Here is an 18,352-nt window from a genome sequence, read left to right on the forward strand (position 1 = left end):
CAAATTAATATATATAAAGGATTGATATTTTTAAAAAATTATTTTTAATGTATTAAGCTCGTTTATTGTGTGGTAAATAATAAGAAAAGCGTTTTTTTAAAGAGAGGTGTATATAGTTGGGCAGTTCTGTTTATTTGACGGCTTTTGCGGAGGGTATACTAACCTTTGTTTCTCCCTGCATATTTCCGATGCTTCCCGCATACTTTTCATACCTGGCCGGATTTACCGGTAAGGAAGACAAAGACGGGAAGAACAAAAAAAGACTTTTGATAAATTCCCTTGGATTTGTACTGGGGTTTACGATTGTGTTTACAGTATTGGGGGCTGCAGCTACTTCTTTGGGAGCATTTCTTAAAAGTTACAGAGATGTTTTGAAAATCATAAGCGGAATTGTAATAATCATTTTTGGACTCAATTTTACCGGAGTACTAAATATAGGCTTTTTAAACAGGGAAAAGAGGTTTGAATACAAGTTTGACAGATTAAGATTCATTGGGTCGGTCATCTTTGGATTTTGCTTTGCATTCGGATGGACGCCCTGCATAAGTTATTTTTTGGCTTCGATTCTGGCTTTGGCCGCAAATTCTTCCACAATGGCAGAGGGATTGCTGCTTCTTGTGGTGTATTCTCTCGGTCTTGGCATACCTTTTATTGTTTCGGCTATGATTTTTGAAAGTATCAAAGAAGCTTTCCAATTTATAAAATCAAATATGAGGATAATTAATATTATTTCCGGGGTTTTGCTGATACTCTTGGGAGCGGCAATGCTTCTTAATATAATATAATTTATTTGAAAGGAAGATAAATATGAATATGAAGAAAACAGTAAATATTATAATCTGGGTGGCAGTACTTGCATTTTTGCTAATCGGTGCATATGTTGTATATAACAGAGGCGATTCGGCAGAAAATATAGGAGATAAAATTTCTGACGATATAAATAAGGATGGAAATGCTAAAGATGAGGATGGCGGTACGGAGCAAGAGAACAAGATAATGGCACCGGATTTTACCCTAAAAGACCTTGACGGCAATACGGTGAAACTGTCTGATTATAAGGGGAAAATTGTGTTTTTGAATTTCTGGGCATCCTGGTGTGGCCCTTGCACATCGGAAATGCCTGAGTTTGAAGAGGTGCACAAGGAGTTTTCAAAAGGAGAGGATGCGGTAATTTTGGCAGTAAATCTTACCGACGGCTTCAGAGAGACCGAGGAGAAGGCAAGGAAATTTATTGCAGATAACGGATATACCATGAAGGTGTTGTTGGATACAACGGGAAGTGTTGCACAAGACTATAGAATATACAGTATTCCCACGACCTATGTTATAGACAGGGATGGAAGCATAGTCACCTATATGGAGGGGGCAAGACGGGGAAAGGTGCTCTTGGATATACTTGAAAAGCTAAAATAATGTTCGGGAGGCTATAGCATGGAGGATATAATAGTTAAATCAACGGTGGAAAGTTTTGAAGAGGATGTATTGAAAAGTAATGTTCCTGCAGCTGTCCTATTCTATACCGAAGGCTGCCCTGTTTGCGATTCTTTTATTCCGATATTTGAGAGGACAGCACAAAAATACAGCAAACACATGAAGTTTGTTAAGATTTATCGCCAGCAGAACCGCCAGTTGGGAGAAAGTTTGAAAGTAAAGAGCAGCCCTACGGTTCTTTTCTACAAAGACGGCAAAGAGGTTTGCACCCGATTGAACGGCTACATAAGCAACCCGGAGTTATTGCAGCCATAGAGAGGGTTATTGGGGATGTTTGCAAAGATGAACAGAGGGAAAAGATATATTGTGATTTCCTGATAATGGGCGGCGGCCCGGCAGGTCTAACTGCAGCAATTTATGCGGCCAGAGCGAAGCTTCATACTGTGGTTGTGGATGAAGGACTCATTGGAGGACAGGTGGCTACGACTTTCCACGTTGCAAATTACCCCGGCACCAACGGTGTGGTAAGGGGTGTTGACCTGATGGAAAATATGAAAAAGCAGGCGCTGGACTTTGGTGCCCATATTGACGACCTCAAGGAAATATCCGATATAAATTTGGAAGGAAAGGAAAAACTCATTACAACTAAAAATACGGACTATTATGCAAAGGCTGTGCTGATAGCAACCGGTGCGGCTCCAAGAAGGCTTCCGGCTGAGGGAGAAAAGGAGTTTAGAGGAAGGGGCGTACATTATTGTGCCACATGTGATGGAGCGATGTACTTTGATGCAAATGTTATTGTAGTCGGAGGAGGAGAATCTGCTGCCCAAGAGGCTGTATTTCTGACTCGATATGCCAAGCATGTTACAATAGTGAACAGGCATGATTATTTCAAAGCGTCAAAGACAGCCCTGGACGAAGTGCTCAACAATCCGAATATTAGTGTTATATGGGATTCTGAGGTGCGAAAAATTAACGGAGATAATTTCGTAAAAAGTGTTACCGTTGAAAATACAAAAACAGGAAAGATTGAAGAAATAGAGGCGGATGGTGTTTTTGTTTATATAGGTACTTTGCCTAAGACAGACCTTTTGCCGGCAAAGTTGCGATGAATGAACAGGGATATATTCTGACAAATGAGGATATGGCAACGAACATTCCGGGGGTTTTTGCCGCCGGAGACGTTAGGGAGAAAAAAATCCGTCAGATTGCTACTGCCGTTGGAGATGGAGCAATCGCAGGAATTATGGCGGAAAGATATATTAATGGAAAGTAGTAAATCAAAAAAAGCCTACAAAATATATTGGAAAAATAAGAAATACAATATAAAATATAAAATAGCAAAATGATAAATCACAATAATGTTGGATAAAAATGGGGGAAAATACTTATGTATGATGTGATAATAATAGGAAAAGGACCCGCAGGGATTTCCGCTTCACTGTATACGGTAAGGGCAAACCTTAAAACATTGGTTATAGGCAAGGGTGACAGTGCTCTCATAAAGGCGGAGAAAATAGAGAATTACTATGGATTTTCAGAGGTAATAAGCGGAGAAAAGCTTTTGAAAGAAGGCGAAAAACAGGCATCAAGGTTGGGGGCTGAGATAATTGACAGTGAAGTAATCAGTATTGAAAAGAATGAATTTTTCGAAGTTTTGACCTCCGACAATCGGTATAGGGCAAAGCTGTTCTTATAGCTACCGGCCAACCTCAAAAGAAGCTAAGAATAGAGAATCTGGAGGACTTTGAAGGGAGAGGGGTAAGTTATTGTACTACCTGTGACGGATTTTTCTACAACAACCTCAAGGTGGGAGTTGTGGGAGCCGGAGACTATGTGGTGCATGAAGCTATGGAACTTCTTTCTTTTACAAAGGATATAACAATATATACCGACGGCAAGGAGCTTCAGGTATCCGAAAAGTTTGCCGAGGCAGCAAAAAAATTTAATATTAATTCAAAGGCTATATACAGGATTGACGGAAATGAATTTCTCCAAAAGATTTTCTTCAAGGATGGTACCAGCGAAGATATTGACGGATTGTTTATAGCATATGAAAGTCCTTCCAGCGTTGATTTTGCAAGAAAGCTGGGGATAATTGTTGAAGGAAACGCCGTAGTGGTTGACAAGAACCAGCAGACAAACCTTGAAGGGCTGTTTGCGGCGGGAGATTGTACCGGCGGCTTTAAACAGATAGCAACAGCTGTGGGACAGGGAGCTCTTGCTGGAAAGAGAATGGTTGAATATGTAAATAGTTTGCGAATTGAGAAAAGCGCTCTTTGATTACGGAACCAAAATGGCATAATCTGGATGGTTGATTTTGAAGTTTACATATGATAATATAGTTATATAAGGTATTTTATGTGAAAGGACGGATAAGACTATGGGTGTGAAAAGTATACAAAAACATATTTTTAAACGGCACCTGTATGTTGATTTCCTCAAACATAGTACCTTGAGCAAAACTATGTCTATGACCCTGTGACTTTGTCACTGGGTTTTTTATATTATCAAAAAGCTTGCGGTTTAAGCTTTATAGGGATGGAGGGAGAGATATGCTGTCAGGCAACGCTGTAGAATTCGATGAAAATAGTATTTTCCGCAGTCTCGGCAAAGGTAACGTTACTTTCAAAGAAGCTTTTGAGGAAATTATAAAGTTTATTAAGGCAGATACCAATAGTTCATATAGAATTTCTATAGGAACTGATTCCCATGTGGCAAACGGTACTCTTTTTGTCACATGCATTCATGTTCACAGGGTTGGAAAAGGAGCTATTGGGTTTCTTCACAAAAGTCTGATGGCAAGACCTATAAAGAACCTTCGGGAAAAAATCTATATGGAAACATGCATAAGCCTCCAATTGGCATATTTGTTTGACCAAGAGAAGATAGACCATATATATAAAGCTTTGGGGAATGACGGACAATCCTCTATCAAAGGTGTAACTTTTGAATTCCATATTGATATAGGTAAAAAAGGAGAGACAAAAGCACTCATAAATGAAATGGTAGGCATGGTAAGCGGACTTAACTTTATTCCTAAAATAAAGCCGGATAGCTATTGTGCCAGTTGCTTTGCAGACAGGTATACCAAGGCTATATAATTTTCATTAAAAATATAATCCAAATGATAAAAAACTATTGGCATTATAGATGTATATAATGTCAATTTTTTATGTTCTTGAGATTGAAAGTTTCTAGAAAGGATGATAAAGTAAATGTTAAAAAGATATTATTTCCAGAATGTTTGGCGAAAATATACCGTAGAATTTGAAGAACTGTTGCCAAAAACAATGCAAAATGAGAAAGGATGAAGGTCTTTTGGATAAAAATACAGTAATTTCAATGATTGATCATGCCGTTTTGAAGCCTGATGCCACAGATGCCGATGTCTTAAGAGAATGTGAGATTGCAGTAAAATACGGTGTTGCTTCAGTTTGTGTCAAGCCGTGCCATGTAGCATTGGCCAGGGAAGCATTAAAGGGCTCAAAGGTAAAAGTAAGTACTGTCATAGGTTTTCCCCACGGCTCAGCAACAACAGCCTGCAAGGTTTTTGAGGCGGTGGAAGCCATGGAAAATGGAGCGGAAGAGCTGGACATGGTAATAAATATCGGTAAGCTTTTGGCAGAGGACTATTACTATGTAAGGGATGATATTAAAGGCGTTGTTTCTGTTGCCCATGAAAAAGGGGTCATAGTAAAGGTGATTATTGAGACAGCTCTTCTTGATCTCATTCAAAAAGTGCAGGCATGCAAACTTGCAGAAGAGGCAGGGGCGGATTTTGTGAAGACTTCTACCGGATTTAACGGTAGAGGAGCAGCTTTGGAAGACATCTGTATTATGAGGGGAGCTGTAGGTCCGAATATGAAGATAAAAGCATCGGGGGGAATTAAAACCTTTGAACAGGCAGTAGAGTTTATAAATGCGGGATGCGAAAGGCTTGGTACAAGTTCTACTGTCGCTATTTTTGAGGAAGCTGGATAAGATTTTATTTGGATAAGAATACTGGAAGTCTAACCGGCATAAAAATATCCTATAAAGAATTTATAGTGAGGTGTCCGGTTAAATGCGAAGACTTTTATCTATTATTACTGTCTGCATCATGATATTATCCTTTTGTGTAGGTTGTTCAGATACTAACAAATTTGGATTGGGAGATAATGAAGATGCATATGTTGCCAGCAGTATTGTACTAAGTGAGGACGATGCACAGCAAATCGCCGACAAATCACCAATACGCCTTTATTTTGCAAATGAGGATAATTCTAAACTAAAGCTGGAGATAAGATATATACCGGTTAGCGAAACTACCAAAAGCGTAAATCATCTTGCGGAAATAATTGTCAATGAATTGATTAAAGGACCCAAGGTTGCCGGAATGAAGCCCACAATACCGGAAGGTGCCAAGCTTCGCTCGGGAATAAAGATTGAAGGTGATGTTGCCATTGTTGATTTTACAAAAGAGTTTAGAGACAATCACCCGGGAGGGAAAGCAGAAGAGAGAATGACAATTTATTCCATTGTAAACTCATTGACAGAGCTTAAGGAGATAAGCAAGGTTAAGTTTTTGATAGAGGGAAAGTCATCTGCCGACTTCAAAGGAAATTTCAGATTCAATACTGAGTTTCCGAGAAGTGCACAGCTTATAAGCAACAAGGCGGAACCGACGGGAACAGTAAACAGCAATAAGGATGCCGCGGACAAAAAGATGAATCATCTTCCGGCAGCAAGGATGCGACTGGTGCCAGCAGTAAAACCGAAAGCATAGAAACAGGTGCACAAGCAGCAGATGAAGAAGAGGTTTTTGTTGACGATTCTGAGGATAGCAGTGCACAGGAGACCTATGAGGAAATCCCGGACGATGAAAAATGGCAGGAAACCTACGATGAAGCTTCCGATGGAGAAGCTAAGGAGACCTTTAGTGACGAATTTGAAGAAACATACATAGAATATCTTGAATAGTCAAGGTTTATTCAAAACGTTATTCAAAGGATGCTGCATTAGTGATGGCAGCATCCTCCGCATTTATGAATATTGGGACATTCTCCACCTTCGGATTTTCTGGATTGTATAATATTTACGCTTTTAAAGACGGCCTCAAGCTCATTGCAGCCGCATTTGGGACATTTAATCAGTTTTTCGGCCCGTTCGCTCATTTTTGCCATTACATTGAACTCATGTCCGCATTTTGAGCACTTCAAATCGTAAAAAGGCATTATAATCTCCTCCGTTTACTTTTTTATAATTAAATATATTATACTATAAAATTCAATTAACAAAGTATAGCATTTCTATTGACCTTTTGTTATAATAGTGAAGTCAAAAAACAAAAGTCTATGCTTTATTTTAAAGGGTCTTAGCAAATTTGATTTAGTTTTTTTAAATAGGGGGAATAAAAGATGAGTGTTAGTGGAGTGTTAAGAAGATATTTTGCTTTGCTTCTTGACTCGCTTATACTTGCAGGGTTATATTTTGGACTGATAATGGCTTTGGATATATTGGGCATAGGAATCTCTCTTGACGTAATTATTGAAAGATCAATTAATATATCTCAAGGAAGATTTAATATAAATTCTGATCTTTTTAATGGATATTATTACTTTTGGTTTTTGATGTTATTCCTGATATATGAAATCGGTTTTGTGGCTTCAGGCTTATCTGCCACCCCGGGAAAGCTAATCCTTGGTATTGAAGTTGTCAGTGATAGCAAGAGCAGCATTGTCAAGGTGATTTTAAGAGCACTGGTTAAACTTCCGGCTGTGGTGGTACCTCCAATTTCAATTATTTATATTGTTATAGCGTTAGTTAGTGGAAAGAGGCAGTCATTACATGATAAAGTTGCCAAGACATATGTAGTTTACAAGAAGACAAGCAAAAATTATTCAAATAAAATAAATACTCAAGAGTTGTTTGAAGAAATGAAAAGAAGAGGACTTAGAACTTACAGTGAGCAGTTGGCATTAGCAGAAGAGCTCTATGGCACAAGCAGAAAGAAATCCAAGAAATCCGGTTCATATGGGTGGATAGGTTTGGTGTTGCTGATCGTTGCATTTATTTTTCTTGGAATTTTTTATACAAAAGTATATTCGAAAATTCAAATTGAAGTTCAAAGACAGTACATAGAAAATATGATATGGAGGCAGCAGCTTAAGTAGCCAATCATTTGACAAGGCAAAATTAATTAATATATTAGCTTAGAGAGGGCAGAATATTTTTAAGGAGGTGGTAGTTGTGGATTCTGAGCCGTTACCCTGTTGTTTTACTAAAAAATATAATATGTTTGGAGCCATAGCTACCAATCTGGTGGTGTGGCTCTATTAAAGGAGGGCTGCACAATGAAGGAGATGATTCTCAACCTTATTGAGCAAGGCAAATATGCCGAAGTAAGAAATAAGATTGCAGATATGAATGTAGTTGATATTGCTCAGCTTTTTGAGGAAATGGACAAGCAGAAGCTATTGGTGATATTCAGGATACTTCCAAAAGATATTGCAGCAGGGGTTTTTTCATATATATCTTATGAATTGCAAAGATATATTATTGAATCCATTACCGATAGCGAAATCAGAAATATTATAGATGAACTGTTCTTTAACGACGCAATTGACTTTTTGGAAGAAATGCCGTCAAACATTGTAAAAAAGGTTCTTGAGAATACTGATGAAACAACCAGAAAACTTATAAATCAGTTCTTGAACTATCCTGAAGATTCGGCTGGAAGCATAATGACCATAGAGTATGTTGACTTAAAAAAGGAGATGACGGTAAAACAGGCTTTGCAGCATATCAAGGAGACAGGAATAGACAAAGAGACAATTGATACCTGTTATATTTTGGATGACTCTAGAAGGCTTGAAGGCGTAACATCAATCAGAAAACTAATATTAAGTGACGAGTCGGTAGTAATTAAAGATATTATGGAAACAGACGTAATATATGTAAATACACATGAACGCCAGGAAGAGATTGCATTATTGTTTAAAAAATACGATTTTCTTTCCATGCCGGTAGTTGATAATGAACGAAGACTCGTTGGAATAGTAACAATAGATGATATTATTGATGTTATTGAGCAGGAGAATACTGAAGACTTCCAGAAAATGGCCGCAATGGAGCCTTCTGAAAAAGAATACTTAAAGACAAATGCATTGGTATTGGCAAAGCACAGAATAACCTGGCTTTTGGTATTAATGATTTCTGCAACCTTTACAGGGAATATCATAAGAAAATTTGATGAAGTGCTGCAGACGGTTGTGGTGCTTGCTTCCTTTATCCCAATGCTAATGGACACCGGTGGAAATGCCGGTTCCCAATCATCCGCACTCATAATCAGAGGCTTGGCTTTGGGAGAAATAAGGGCAAAGGACGCTTTGAAAGTTTTGTGGAAAGAAATCCAGGTAAGCTGTCTTGTAGGAATAGTTCTAACCGTTGTAAATTTTGTAAGGATATATTTTTTTGAAAAGGCTGAATTACTAGTAGCTGTAACTGTATGCACAACCTTATTTTTTACAGTTGTGTTGGCTAAAGTTATTGGCGGTATCCTTCCTATCATGGCCAAAAAACTTAAACTTGACCCTGCAATTATGGCAGGTCCGTTAATAACAACTGTGGTTGATGCTGTGGCACTTACCGTATATTTTTCAATTGCAACATGGTTGCTGGGTATATGATTATATAAAATTTAATTATAATACAGGGTTTTCTTGGATTGTGTGAAACAGGAAGACCCTGTATTGTTATTTAGCCTCTTGGAATGAAATGAAAGAGGCAAAAGCGAAGGGACTCGATGTTCCGAGTTTTTTATTAGTGTAATTTTGGCAATAAATGATTTTATTACCTCGAAATTTACTGTATGGACATGGGATAATGGCTATGGTATAATAAAATTGTAGTATGTATTATGTATACTCGTCTCGAATTTTGCATGTTTTTATGCAGTTTGTAATTTTCGGTTTATTCTTTTGCTTTGTTTTTCTCATGTTGTGAAAGTGTAATTATTGGTAATGTATTAGGCGTCTTTAGATTCATTTTGCGCCCGGTTAACGTTGCCTAAATTCACAAATTGCCTCATTAACAATGAAGTTATTTATATTCTTTTATTTTTTAGAAAATTCTAATAGTGGATAGTATTTTGTCGTAAATCTTGAAGTTGATGTACTTAAATAGTAAAATGAGAAATATATATTTACTAGTGTTTTGCATCCAAAAAATAAGGGGAGAAAATATATGGGCGACAAAAAGAGAGTGCTAGTTATTTTTGGCGGACAGTCATCGGAACACGAAGTTTCAAGAATATCGGCGGCATCCATACTGAAGAACATTAATTCGGATAAATTTGATGTTTCAATGATGGGAATTACAAAAGACGGAAAATGGCTTCCTTATAACGGACCTATTGATAAAATTCCTTCCGGAGAGTGGGAGCAAATTGCACTAAAGGATGGGACAAGAAGTATTCCCGACAAAATGAACTTGGTAGACAGCATAGTAAGTCTTAAAGATGATACGGGAGAGCTTGACAAAACTTTGGCAAGTGATGGAAAAGGCAAAAAGATAGATGTGGTTTTTCCGGTTTTGCACGGCTGCAACGGTGAAGACGGAACCATACAGGGACTTTTTGAGCTGGCAGGTATACCCTATGTGGGTTGCGGAGTGCTGGCGTCGGCAGTGGGAATGGATAAGATTTATGCAAAGATAATCTTCGAAAAGGCAGGAATACCTCAGGCAGACTATCTGTATTTTACAAGAAAGGAGATTGCCGGGGATATTGAGAGTGTAGTTGACAAAATAGAGGGAAAATTCGAATACCCAATATTTGTAAAACCGTCCAATGCCGGTTCTTCCGTAGGCGTGACAAAAGCACATGATAAAAATGAGCTGAAAGAAGCATTGATTTATGCGGCGAAATATGATAGAAAAGTACTAATTGAAGAATTTATCAACGGAAGAGAAGTTGAGTGTGCTGTGCTGGGAAATGATGAGCCTATAGCGTCAACAGTGGGAGAAGTCATTCCGGGCAATGAATTTTATGACTACAAGGCGAAATACATTGATAACAGTTCTAAAATAAAAATACCTGCGGATCTTCCGGAAGAGACCGTTGAAAAGATTAGAAGTTATGCAATAAAGGCCTTTAAGGCTTTGGATTGTGCAGGACTGTCAAGGGTGGACTTCTTTGTGCACAAGGAAACCGGAGAGGTCTATATAAACGAAATTAATACCTTACCCGGATTTACAAGCATAAGCATGTATCCTATGCTTTGGGAGGAATCCGGTATTCCTTATTCGGAGCTTATTGAAAGGCTGATTGATTTGGCTATTGAAAGATTCAAAGACAATTTGAAAGAATATAGTGAATAGATAAAGAACTATGCAGTTTAATCGTATTACAGTTGGGGGAAAATACTATGGACAACAGGCCAATAGGCGTTTTTGATTCGGGGTTGGGCGGTCTTACTGTATTAAAGGAGATAAAAAATTTATTGCCTCGGGAAAGTATAGTATATTTCGGAGACAGCGGGAGAGCCCCCTATGGTTCCAAATCGAAGGAGACTGTAGTAAAATATACGTTTCAGGACATCCGGTTTCTTCTAAATCAGGATATAAAGATGATTGTAATCGCATGCAACACAGCAAGTGCATGCAGCCTAGATCAGGTTAAGCATAGTTTTGATATTCCGATAGTGGAAGTTGTCGGGCCCGGAGCGGCAACTGCTGTCAGAGAGACAGTAAACAAGAAGATTGGGGTAATCGGTACCGTGGCAACAGTGACCAGCGGAGTATATGAGAAAGCTATTTTAAGGCTGGATCCGGAAGTTGAAATTTATCAGAAGGCCTGTCCCTTGTTTGTACCACTGGTTGAGGAGGCTGGTGGGAAAATGATATTGCCTTGAGAATTGCAGAGGAATATCTTTTGCCGTTAAAAGAGAAAAATATTGATACGCTAGTTTTGGGATGTACCCACTATCCCCTTTTGTACAATACCATTTCAAAGGTAATGGGGGATGGTGTTAAATTGGTTAGTTCAGCATTGGAGGTAGCAAAAGCAGTAAAGGAGATGATAAATGAAAATTACCTTGAAAGAGATGAAAAAGTTGGACCTGTGTACAGGTATTATACCAGTGACAGTGTTTATAAGTTTGAATCTCTGGGCAATTCCATTTTGAATCATGAAATACATTCTGCTGAAAAGATTGATATTGAGAGATATTAGATTTGATTAATGGCACTAAGCAATTAAGAACATTTTGTGTATTAGAAGCAGGAAAGTATTTAAATTTTCGGTGGGGCTAAAATGCCCCTGCCGGCAAAAATGGAGGCGGAAAACTATGAATAAAAATGTTATTATTTCGGTAAAAGGGGTTCAGACTTCCGACAATAAGGATAAAAATGTATTGGAACTTGTTACGGAAGGCAAGTACTATAAAAAAGGGAATGCATATTATGTGACATACAAAGAAAGTGAAGTAACGGGCATGGAGGGCACCACCACTACCCTTAAAATTTCCAATGGCATTGTGACATTGATGAGATTCGGTACGGTCAATGCACAGTTCATTTTTGAAGAAGGACAAAAACATGTATCCTATTATGATACACAGTACGGTACATTTACCATGAAGGTTACTGCCCGCATGGTTGCAATAAATGTTGACGACTCAGGCGGGGAAGTGAAGGTTGATTATAAACTTGAAATAGATGATAATAAAAGTGGAGAAAACGATTTTCATATGTTTATTAGAGAGGTAGGACAGTTAGATGACGAATGTAGTGGAGACTATAAAGAAGCAAATTGAAGAAACAGTTAAAAACTCAATATCAAAGGCAGTTCAAGACGGTGAACTTCCGGAATTTACAGTAGACGAGCTGTTTATTGAAATTCCGAAGGAGAAGGGACATGGCGATTTTTCAACCAATATTGCCATGCAGGCGGCAAAAACAGTAAGGAAGGCACCCAGACAGGTGGCAGAAATAATCATAAAGAATATTGACACCAGCAATACATATATTGACCGGGTTGAGACAGCGGGGCCTGGATTTATCAACTTTTTTCTCACAAATGCATGGTTGTATGATGTTCTAAAGGTCATTCAGAAGGAGAAAGAAAACTACGGAAAGCTGGATATTGGCCGTGGACAAAGAGTAATGGTCGAGTTTGTAAGTGCCAATCCTACCGGACCTCTTCATATGGGAAATGCCAGAGGAGGAGCATTGGGAGACTGTATTGCGAGTGTCCTTGAGAAAGCCGGATATGATGTAACTAGGGAGTTCTATATTAACGATGCCGGAAATCAGATTGAGAAGTTCGGCATTTCGCTTGAAGCAAGGTATATTCAGCTTTTAAAGGGTGAAGATGCTATAGAGTTTCCCGAGGATGGCTACCATGGCGAAGACATTATTGATCACATGAAAGAGTATATCGAAGAAAATGGGGACAAGCTCCTTCTTGTTAGCCCTGAAGAAAGGCGCAAAGCCCTTGTAGAATACGCTTTGCCTAAAAATATTCAGCGAATAAAAGAAGCATTGGAAAGCTACGGCGTAAATTTTGATGTCTGGTTCTCCGAACAGTCTCTGTATGATAATGGCGAAGTTCAGGAGACACTGGATATTCTTAAAGAAAACGGATATACCGTTGAAAAAGACGGTGCTGTCTGGTTTGCGGCTTCTGCTTTGGGTGCGGAGAAGGATGAGGTAATTGTCAGAAATAACGGAGTGCCAACGTATTTTGCAGCTGACATAGCCTATCACCGCAACAAGTTTTTAAAGCGCAAGTTTGACAGGGTAATAAATTTGTTGGGAGCAGACCACCATGGACATGCCGGAAGAATGAAATGTGCTTTAAAATCCCTTGGCATTAATCCGGACAATCTTGACATCGTGATATTCCAGTTGGTGCGGCTTTACAGAAACGGTGAGATAGCCAGAATGTCCAAGAGGACGGGAAGAGCAATATCCTTAAACGACCTTTTAGAAGAAGTTGGAAGAGATGCTGCAAGATTCTTTTTTAATACGAAAGCATCGGGAAATCATCTGGATTTTGATTTGGATCTTGCAGTTAAAAAATCAAATGAAAATCCGGTATACTATGTCCAGTATGCTTATGCGAGAAGCTGCAGCATGCTAAGGCTCTTGGAAAGTGAGGGTTTTAAAATTCCGGATGTTGGTTCTGTTGACCTGGCACTCTTAAAATCTTCTGAAGAGATTGAATTAATGAAGAAGCTTTCCGAATATCCTGAGGAGATAAGAATTTCTGCCCAGACTTTAGAGCCAAGCAGGCTTACAAGATATGTTCTTGATGTTGCATCAAGCTTCCACAGCTTCTACAATGCTTGCAGGGTAAAGGGCGAAGATGAGACTTTGATGTATGCAAGAATGGTTCTTGTGGACAGCACAAGGATTGTTATAAAGAATGTACTGGATGTATTGAGCATAACAGCTCCGGAGAAGATGTAGAACATTAAAAGGTTTATCGATCGGAAGGAAGTTTGCAAAACCTGGCTCAAATTATTGTTATGAATGATTTGGCCGGGTTTTATTATTTTTTACAATAATTTTTTATACATTTTATTATAATTTATTATATTTGTTCTATACAATTGTGGTATGATATAATTTACTTATAATTTATATGCGTTTTAATGGAGAAGTTTTATATGGACGATACTAAGAAAAAAAGGTATATATTAAAAGTTTTAACCTCTTATCTGGTTGTATTTTATTCCATTTGGGCAGTTTATACCATACTTATAGAACCTCTTATAGAAAAGGGCCCTCTTCTTTTAAACCTGATAGGTGGCAATTTCATAAAGTTAGGTGTCTGGACACTGCCTTCGCTAATTCTGCTAAAGTACGTTTTCGAAGAAAAGCCTTTGGACTATGTAAAACTCAGCCAAAATAGATTGCGCGGTCTTGCATACGGCTCTTTGTACGGAGTTGTAATTGTAGTATATGTGAGTGTCAGCAGATTTTTGTCTAGCGGTGAACTTAAGTTTAATCCATTTTTCAGTTTGGATTCGTGGATAGGCGGGGTGTTGCTCATAGGATTTACCGAAGAAATCGTGTTTCGAGGATTTTTACTGCAGAAGTTTGAAGAAGCCATGGGTAGCAAATATGCCAATGCAATAACCGCTGTATTATTTCTCTTGATTCACTTCCCGAAATGGTATATGCAGGGTAATTTGTTTATGGTGGAATTTATGATGAATTCAATATTGTTTATACCGCTTTTCAGTATCCTTATGGCGGTATTGTTAAAGAAAACAAATTCTTTATGGACTTGCATAATTATTCATTCTGCCAATAACTTTGCAATGTTTGCATTGGGTGCATAAATTTTGGTATAATATCAAAGAAAGATACTCAAATATTTCATATGATTTGATTGCTGGCCTTGTAAAATGGCAAAAACTAAAACGCATAATATGCTGCGAGGAGGAACAATTATGAAAATTAAATGGCTGGGCCACTCATGCTTTCTGTTGACATCGGAAAAGGGGACAAGAGTGGTTACCGACCCGTTTGATAATACTGTTGGATACAAGGTAGAGGAAATTGAAGCGGAAATAGTATCTACAAGTCATGATCACTTTGACCATAATTATGTAAGTATGGTTACAGGCAATGCAAAGCATGTTAAAGGAGCGGGAAAAATAAATATTGACGGTATTGAAATAACCGGAGTGGCTTCTTTCCATGATGAATGCCAAGGGGCAAAAAGAGGAAAAAATGATATTTTCAAATTTAGAATAGACGGGATTAACGTTTGCCATTTGGGAGATCTGGGGCATGTCTTAAATGACAATCAAATAAGAGAAATTGGAAATGTAGATGTCCTGCTGATACCGGTGGGAGGAGTTTATACAATTGATTACAAAGAAGCCATCGAGGTAATAAATCTTATCAAGCCGTCGATAATTATTCCCATGCATTATAAGACACCGGCTCTTAAATTTGAAGTCGATGGTGTGGAAAATTTTCTTTCCGCAACAGGGGGAAAGCATATTGCAAAGCAGGAAATAGAGATCAAAAAAGAGGAGATTGGAAACTGGCCGAAGGTTTTTGCTTTGGATTATCAGTAGAATAATTGGAGGTAAAAATAAATATATTTTAAATTGGATTTACGATTATTTAAGCAAAATGTCTTGTAATAATTTATTAATAATAAATATGCTAAAATTAGCCGATATAAAGTACGGCTAATTTTTTTAGCTTTTAATATGGAAGAAAAATAGAGTAGAAAAGTATTTTTTAATGTGTTTTATAGCTCTTTGCGAATTCCAAAATGGTGGAGTGGTGAATATGAAGAAAGAGTTTTTCAATAAACTTAGAATCGGAATTTCCATGGCGGTGATACTTTCTTTTGTTTTGCCTTTTGTACTAAGTATCCCCATACATGCTGAGGAAGAGCCGGAAAAGATATATTACGGTTTAAAAAATGCTTCTGCAGTCCTTGACAACATTAATTTTACCGATGTCAGAAACTCGGGAACATGGGCAAAGGAAGCTATTTATAAGGCAGCAGCTTTGGATATTGTAAAAGGCTATGGCAACAGGGTGTTTGGCCGCACAAACTATGTGACAAAGGAAGAGGCAATTGCCATTATTTACAGGGTAGCCGGAAGAGAAAAGGACGCCCAGTTGGCCGCTGAAGCTCTGGATATCGCCAGAGATATTGAGGATAAAAAGACCTATGCTCCAAGCATGTGGTCTGACGGGTATCTGAGACTTGCAGCCAATGAGGGCTTAATTAGCAGAGAGGATCTTGAAGATGCTTTCAGTGCGGAACAAAGTGAACTGGGAACGGGGGCATTTTTAAGAAGAGCACCAGCCCAAAGACAAGAGGTAGCCTATTGGATTTCGAAGGTTTTGGGCATTGAGCCGTTTACGGGCAGCAGAAAATTTTCAACAGCTTTCGGGATTGGTCCGGCGCAGATCCTTTGAAAATTCCGTACATAGAAGCAGTGCTGGTTGAAAACATAATGAACGGCGAAGGAAACGGTTATTTCAGACCGACAGGCTTTGTAACCAGGGAACAAATCGCACAGATAATAATAAATGCAGATAAAAGAATTCTTTCGCTTTTAGGCTATGAAAAAAGAATGGGTACTGTTGAAGACATTCGTAAGGAATACGATTTTACAGGAAACTCCCATGTTTATATCAATACCTTCCATATAAGAAACAGCAACGGCAAGCTACATAAGATTGTAACCGAGTCTGCCGACAACAGCCGGAGCGGATATAAAAATGAGCAGGGCGGAGCTGCCATAAGAAGTACTGACACCGATCTTATTGTTTACAAGGATGGATGGGTAGGAACAAGCTCGCTTTTGAAAGAGGGAGACAGAATAGAGTACATAACGACAGCGGACGGAACAGTCAGGTATGTAAGAGTGATATCCGGTACATCGGATACAGAGTATATTGTTGCAAAGATAAAAGAAGTAAATCCGGAAATTTCTACGATAAAGGCAGCAGTTGGATTTTATCTTGAATACCCGGATGCTGATATGGACAGCATAAGTTTCGATTTCAGAAACAGCAGTGGAGCAGTTGATACAAAACTGGTATACAGCAATATTGTAAAGGTGTATGTTGAAGGCAAAGCAGCAGACATAAAAGACATTACACCTGGGATGGATGCAATTCTTACCGTACAGGACAATATCATAACTGTAATCAATACTCTGGATCTAAGGCTAAGAGAGCAGGGTGTGGTAAGCGGTATTGTGGAGGATAACAACCCTCACTTAGGCTATATAACCTTATATAGTGAAGACGGTTTGCGTATGGAAGGATCCCTCAACAGGATAAAAACATATAACTATTCCAATCCGGAAGAAGTAACGGTATATAAGAATCATATTGCTGCAAAGCTTGAAGATATCGAGGGTGGTGATTCGGTGTACATAAAGCTTGACCAGAACGGAGCAATAGAGATGATAAGCGCTGTAGACAACTATATAGTAAAATATGGAAAAGTAATATCTGTAAGGTCAGGACTTATAAATGTGGCCTATGATGACGGTACACAGCAAATTCTTAATGTAGATGAAAACATTCCGATTGTAAGGGATAAAAAGCTTGTGGATTTTGATTCTCTAAAGGACGGAGACAGGGTAAAACTCCTTTTGAATATTACAGACAAAGCAACAACTCTTAAAAAGCTTACAATAGAAGGAGATGAACATTTCATCACAAATATTTACCGGGGTGTGGTATCGTCAGTGGATGACATCTCAAAAAAGATGGTACTTCAAAACCTTGAGGTGTTTAACAACGGAAAGTGGGAGAGGACCGGGCAAAAGGGCTTTACCACACTGAAGATGTCTGAGGAAAATAAATTTGTTTATAATGACAATATCGTAAATGTGCGCCAGGTAAAAGAGCTTCTTGCAGGCAGTTCGGCGTATATTGCCGTTGAGAAAGACTATGGCGGAAGTGAAAAGGCAGTACTGGTATCCGTTAAAAATTCCAAAGACAGCGAAGCTCCTGTATTTAGCGACAGTATCATATCAAGCACTGCCGGAAACAAAGGGGAATTTACCTTGGCGAAAGAGTATCTGAACATTTCCTACGGCAACGGCACAATCATTATAAAGGACAACAGACTAGTTACTGCCAGCAGCATAAATTCGGAGGATAGAGCATATGTTGTTGCAAACAGAAGCTATGACGACGGAAAATACTATGCCAGCGTAGTTAAGATAAATGAAAAAACGGATTCGAATTTCTTTACGATATATCGCGGAAGAATAGCAAATATAAATGAGAATAGTGACTTTACGCTGGAGTCTTATTCGGAGCTTGACGGAGTCAATTGGAAATACTATAACACTCCTCGAACTTTCAGAATCACATATGACACTCGGATTCTGGATGATGAAGGGTCGTAGGACAAAGGAACTTCACGGACTTTGGG

15 protein-coding genes and 3 pseudogenes are annotated in these 18,352 nt (G+C 38.5%); 17 read left to right on the top strand and 1 reads right to left on the bottom strand.

The window, feature by feature from the left end; genetic code table 11:
- The first annotated feature begins 116 nt into the window (after positions 1-116).
- The 7 genes and pseudogenes from JCM21531_RS07690 to JCM21531_RS07725 all read left to right on the top strand — a co-directional run bounded on the left by JCM21531_RS07690 (position 117) and on the right by JCM21531_RS07725 (position 6,199).
- Positions 117-785 (top strand): cytochrome c biogenesis CcdA family protein, encoded by a 669-nt coding sequence (locus tag JCM21531_RS07690; RefSeq protein WP_038288830.1) that lies wholly within the window; start codon positions 117-119, stop codon positions 783-785.
- 22 nt (positions 786-807) lie between these two features.
- Positions 808-1,413 carry a TlpA family protein disulfide reductase gene (locus tag JCM21531_RS07695; RefSeq protein ID WP_243467402.1) on the top strand — a complete coding sequence of 202 codons (606 nt, stop codon included), beginning with the start codon at positions 808-810 and terminating at the stop codon, positions 1,411-1,413.
- A gap of 18 nt (positions 1,414-1,431) precedes the next feature.
- Positions 1,432-2,707: pseudogene (gene trxB, locus JCM21531_RS07705) on the top strand (thioredoxin-disulfide reductase).
- A 114-nt stretch (positions 2,708-2,821) separates the two neighbouring features.
- Positions 2,822-3,714, top strand: a pseudogene (locus JCM21531_RS07710) (NAD(P)/FAD-dependent oxidoreductase).
- Between the two features lie 272 nt (positions 3,715-3,986).
- Complete coding sequence (locus JCM21531_RS07715; RefSeq protein ID WP_038288833.1) at positions 3,987-4,535, top strand: ribonuclease H-like YkuK family protein; 549 nt, start codon at positions 3,987-3,989, stop codon at positions 4,533-4,535.
- A 196-nt stretch (positions 4,536-4,731) separates the two neighbouring features.
- Positions 4,732-5,415, top strand: coding sequence for a deoxyribose-phosphate aldolase (gene deoC / locus JCM21531_RS07720; RefSeq protein WP_038288835.1), 684 nt, complete (start codon positions 4,732-4,734; stop codon positions 5,413-5,415).
- A gap of 82 nt (positions 5,416-5,497) precedes the next feature.
- On the top strand, positions 5,498-6,199 hold the full coding sequence (locus JCM21531_RS07725) for a GerMN domain-containing protein (RefSeq protein WP_243467403.1): 702 nt from the start codon (positions 5,498-5,500) through the stop codon (positions 6,197-6,199).
- 232 nt (positions 6,200-6,431) lie between these two features.
- Here the strand turns inward: JCM21531_RS07725 and JCM21531_RS07730 are convergent, their stop codons facing one another.
- Positions 6,432-6,647, bottom strand: a complete 216-nt coding sequence (locus tag JCM21531_RS07730) for an FmdB family zinc ribbon protein (RefSeq protein ID WP_038288837.1) — start codon at positions 6,645-6,647, stop codon at positions 6,432-6,434.
- 183 nt (positions 6,648-6,830) lie between these two features.
- Between JCM21531_RS07730 and JCM21531_RS07735 the strand changes: the two genes are divergently transcribed.
- The 10 genes and pseudogenes from JCM21531_RS07735 to JCM21531_RS07775 all read left to right on the top strand — a co-directional run bounded on the left by JCM21531_RS07735 (position 6,831) and on the right by JCM21531_RS07775 (position 18,326).
- Positions 6,831-7,586 carry an RDD family protein gene (locus JCM21531_RS07735; protein WP_038288839.1) on the top strand — a complete coding sequence of 252 codons (756 nt, stop codon included), beginning with the start codon at positions 6,831-6,833 and terminating at the stop codon, positions 7,584-7,586.
- A gap of 180 nt (positions 7,587-7,766) precedes the next feature.
- Positions 7,767-9,101: a magnesium transporter gene (gene mgtE / locus JCM21531_RS07740; protein WP_038288840.1), complete on the top strand. Its 1,335-nt coding sequence runs from the start codon at positions 7,767-7,769 to the stop codon at positions 9,099-9,101.
- Between the two features lie 556 nt (positions 9,102-9,657).
- Positions 9,658-10,791 carry a D-alanine--D-alanine ligase gene (locus JCM21531_RS07745; protein WP_038288842.1) on the top strand — a complete coding sequence of 378 codons (1,134 nt, stop codon included), beginning with the start codon at positions 9,658-9,660 and terminating at the stop codon, positions 10,789-10,791.
- A 47-nt stretch (positions 10,792-10,838) separates the two neighbouring features.
- Positions 10,839-11,644 (top strand): annotated as a pseudogene (murI, locus tag JCM21531_RS07750) (glutamate racemase).
- Positions 11,645-11,759: 115 nt separating this feature from the next.
- Positions 11,760-12,227: a YwiB family protein gene (locus tag JCM21531_RS07755; protein ID WP_038288845.1), complete on the top strand. Its 468-nt coding sequence runs from the start codon at positions 11,760-11,762 to the stop codon at positions 12,225-12,227.
- The gene (argS, locus tag JCM21531_RS07760; protein WP_038288846.1) at positions 12,190-13,884 is read left to right on the top strand and encodes an arginine--tRNA ligase; all 1,695 of its coding nucleotides are present in this window, start codon (positions 12,190-12,192) and stop codon (positions 13,882-13,884) included. The genes JCM21531_RS07755 and argS overlap by 38 nt, the downstream gene beginning before the upstream one ends.
- A 200-nt stretch (positions 13,885-14,084) precedes the next feature.
- A complete protein-coding gene (locus JCM21531_RS07765; protein WP_038288848.1) occupies positions 14,085-14,762 on the top strand; it encodes a CPBP family intramembrane glutamic endopeptidase in 678 nt (225 codons plus the stop codon).
- Between the two features lie 111 nt (positions 14,763-14,873).
- Complete coding sequence (locus JCM21531_RS07770; RefSeq protein WP_038288850.1) at positions 14,874-15,509, top strand: MBL fold metallo-hydrolase; 636 nt, start codon at positions 14,874-14,876, stop codon at positions 15,507-15,509.
- A 220-nt stretch (positions 15,510-15,729) separates the two neighbouring features.
- Positions 15,730-16,371, top strand: a complete 642-nt coding sequence (locus tag JCM21531_RS21320; protein ID WP_243467404.1) for an S-layer homology domain-containing protein — start codon at positions 15,730-15,732, stop codon at positions 16,369-16,371.
- Positions 16,368-18,326, top strand: coding sequence for an S-layer homology domain-containing protein (locus tag JCM21531_RS07775; RefSeq protein WP_243467405.1), 1,959 nt, complete (start codon positions 16,368-16,370; stop codon positions 18,324-18,326). Before JCM21531_RS21320 ends, JCM21531_RS07775 begins: the two co-directional genes overlap by 4 nt.
- Positions 18,327-18,352: the final 26 nt, after the last annotated feature.

Source organism: Acetivibrio straminisolvens JCM 21531 (assembly GCF_000521465.1).
Lineage (GTDB): Bacteria > Bacillota > Clostridia > Acetivibrionales > Acetivibrionaceae > Hungateiclostridium > Hungateiclostridium straminisolvens.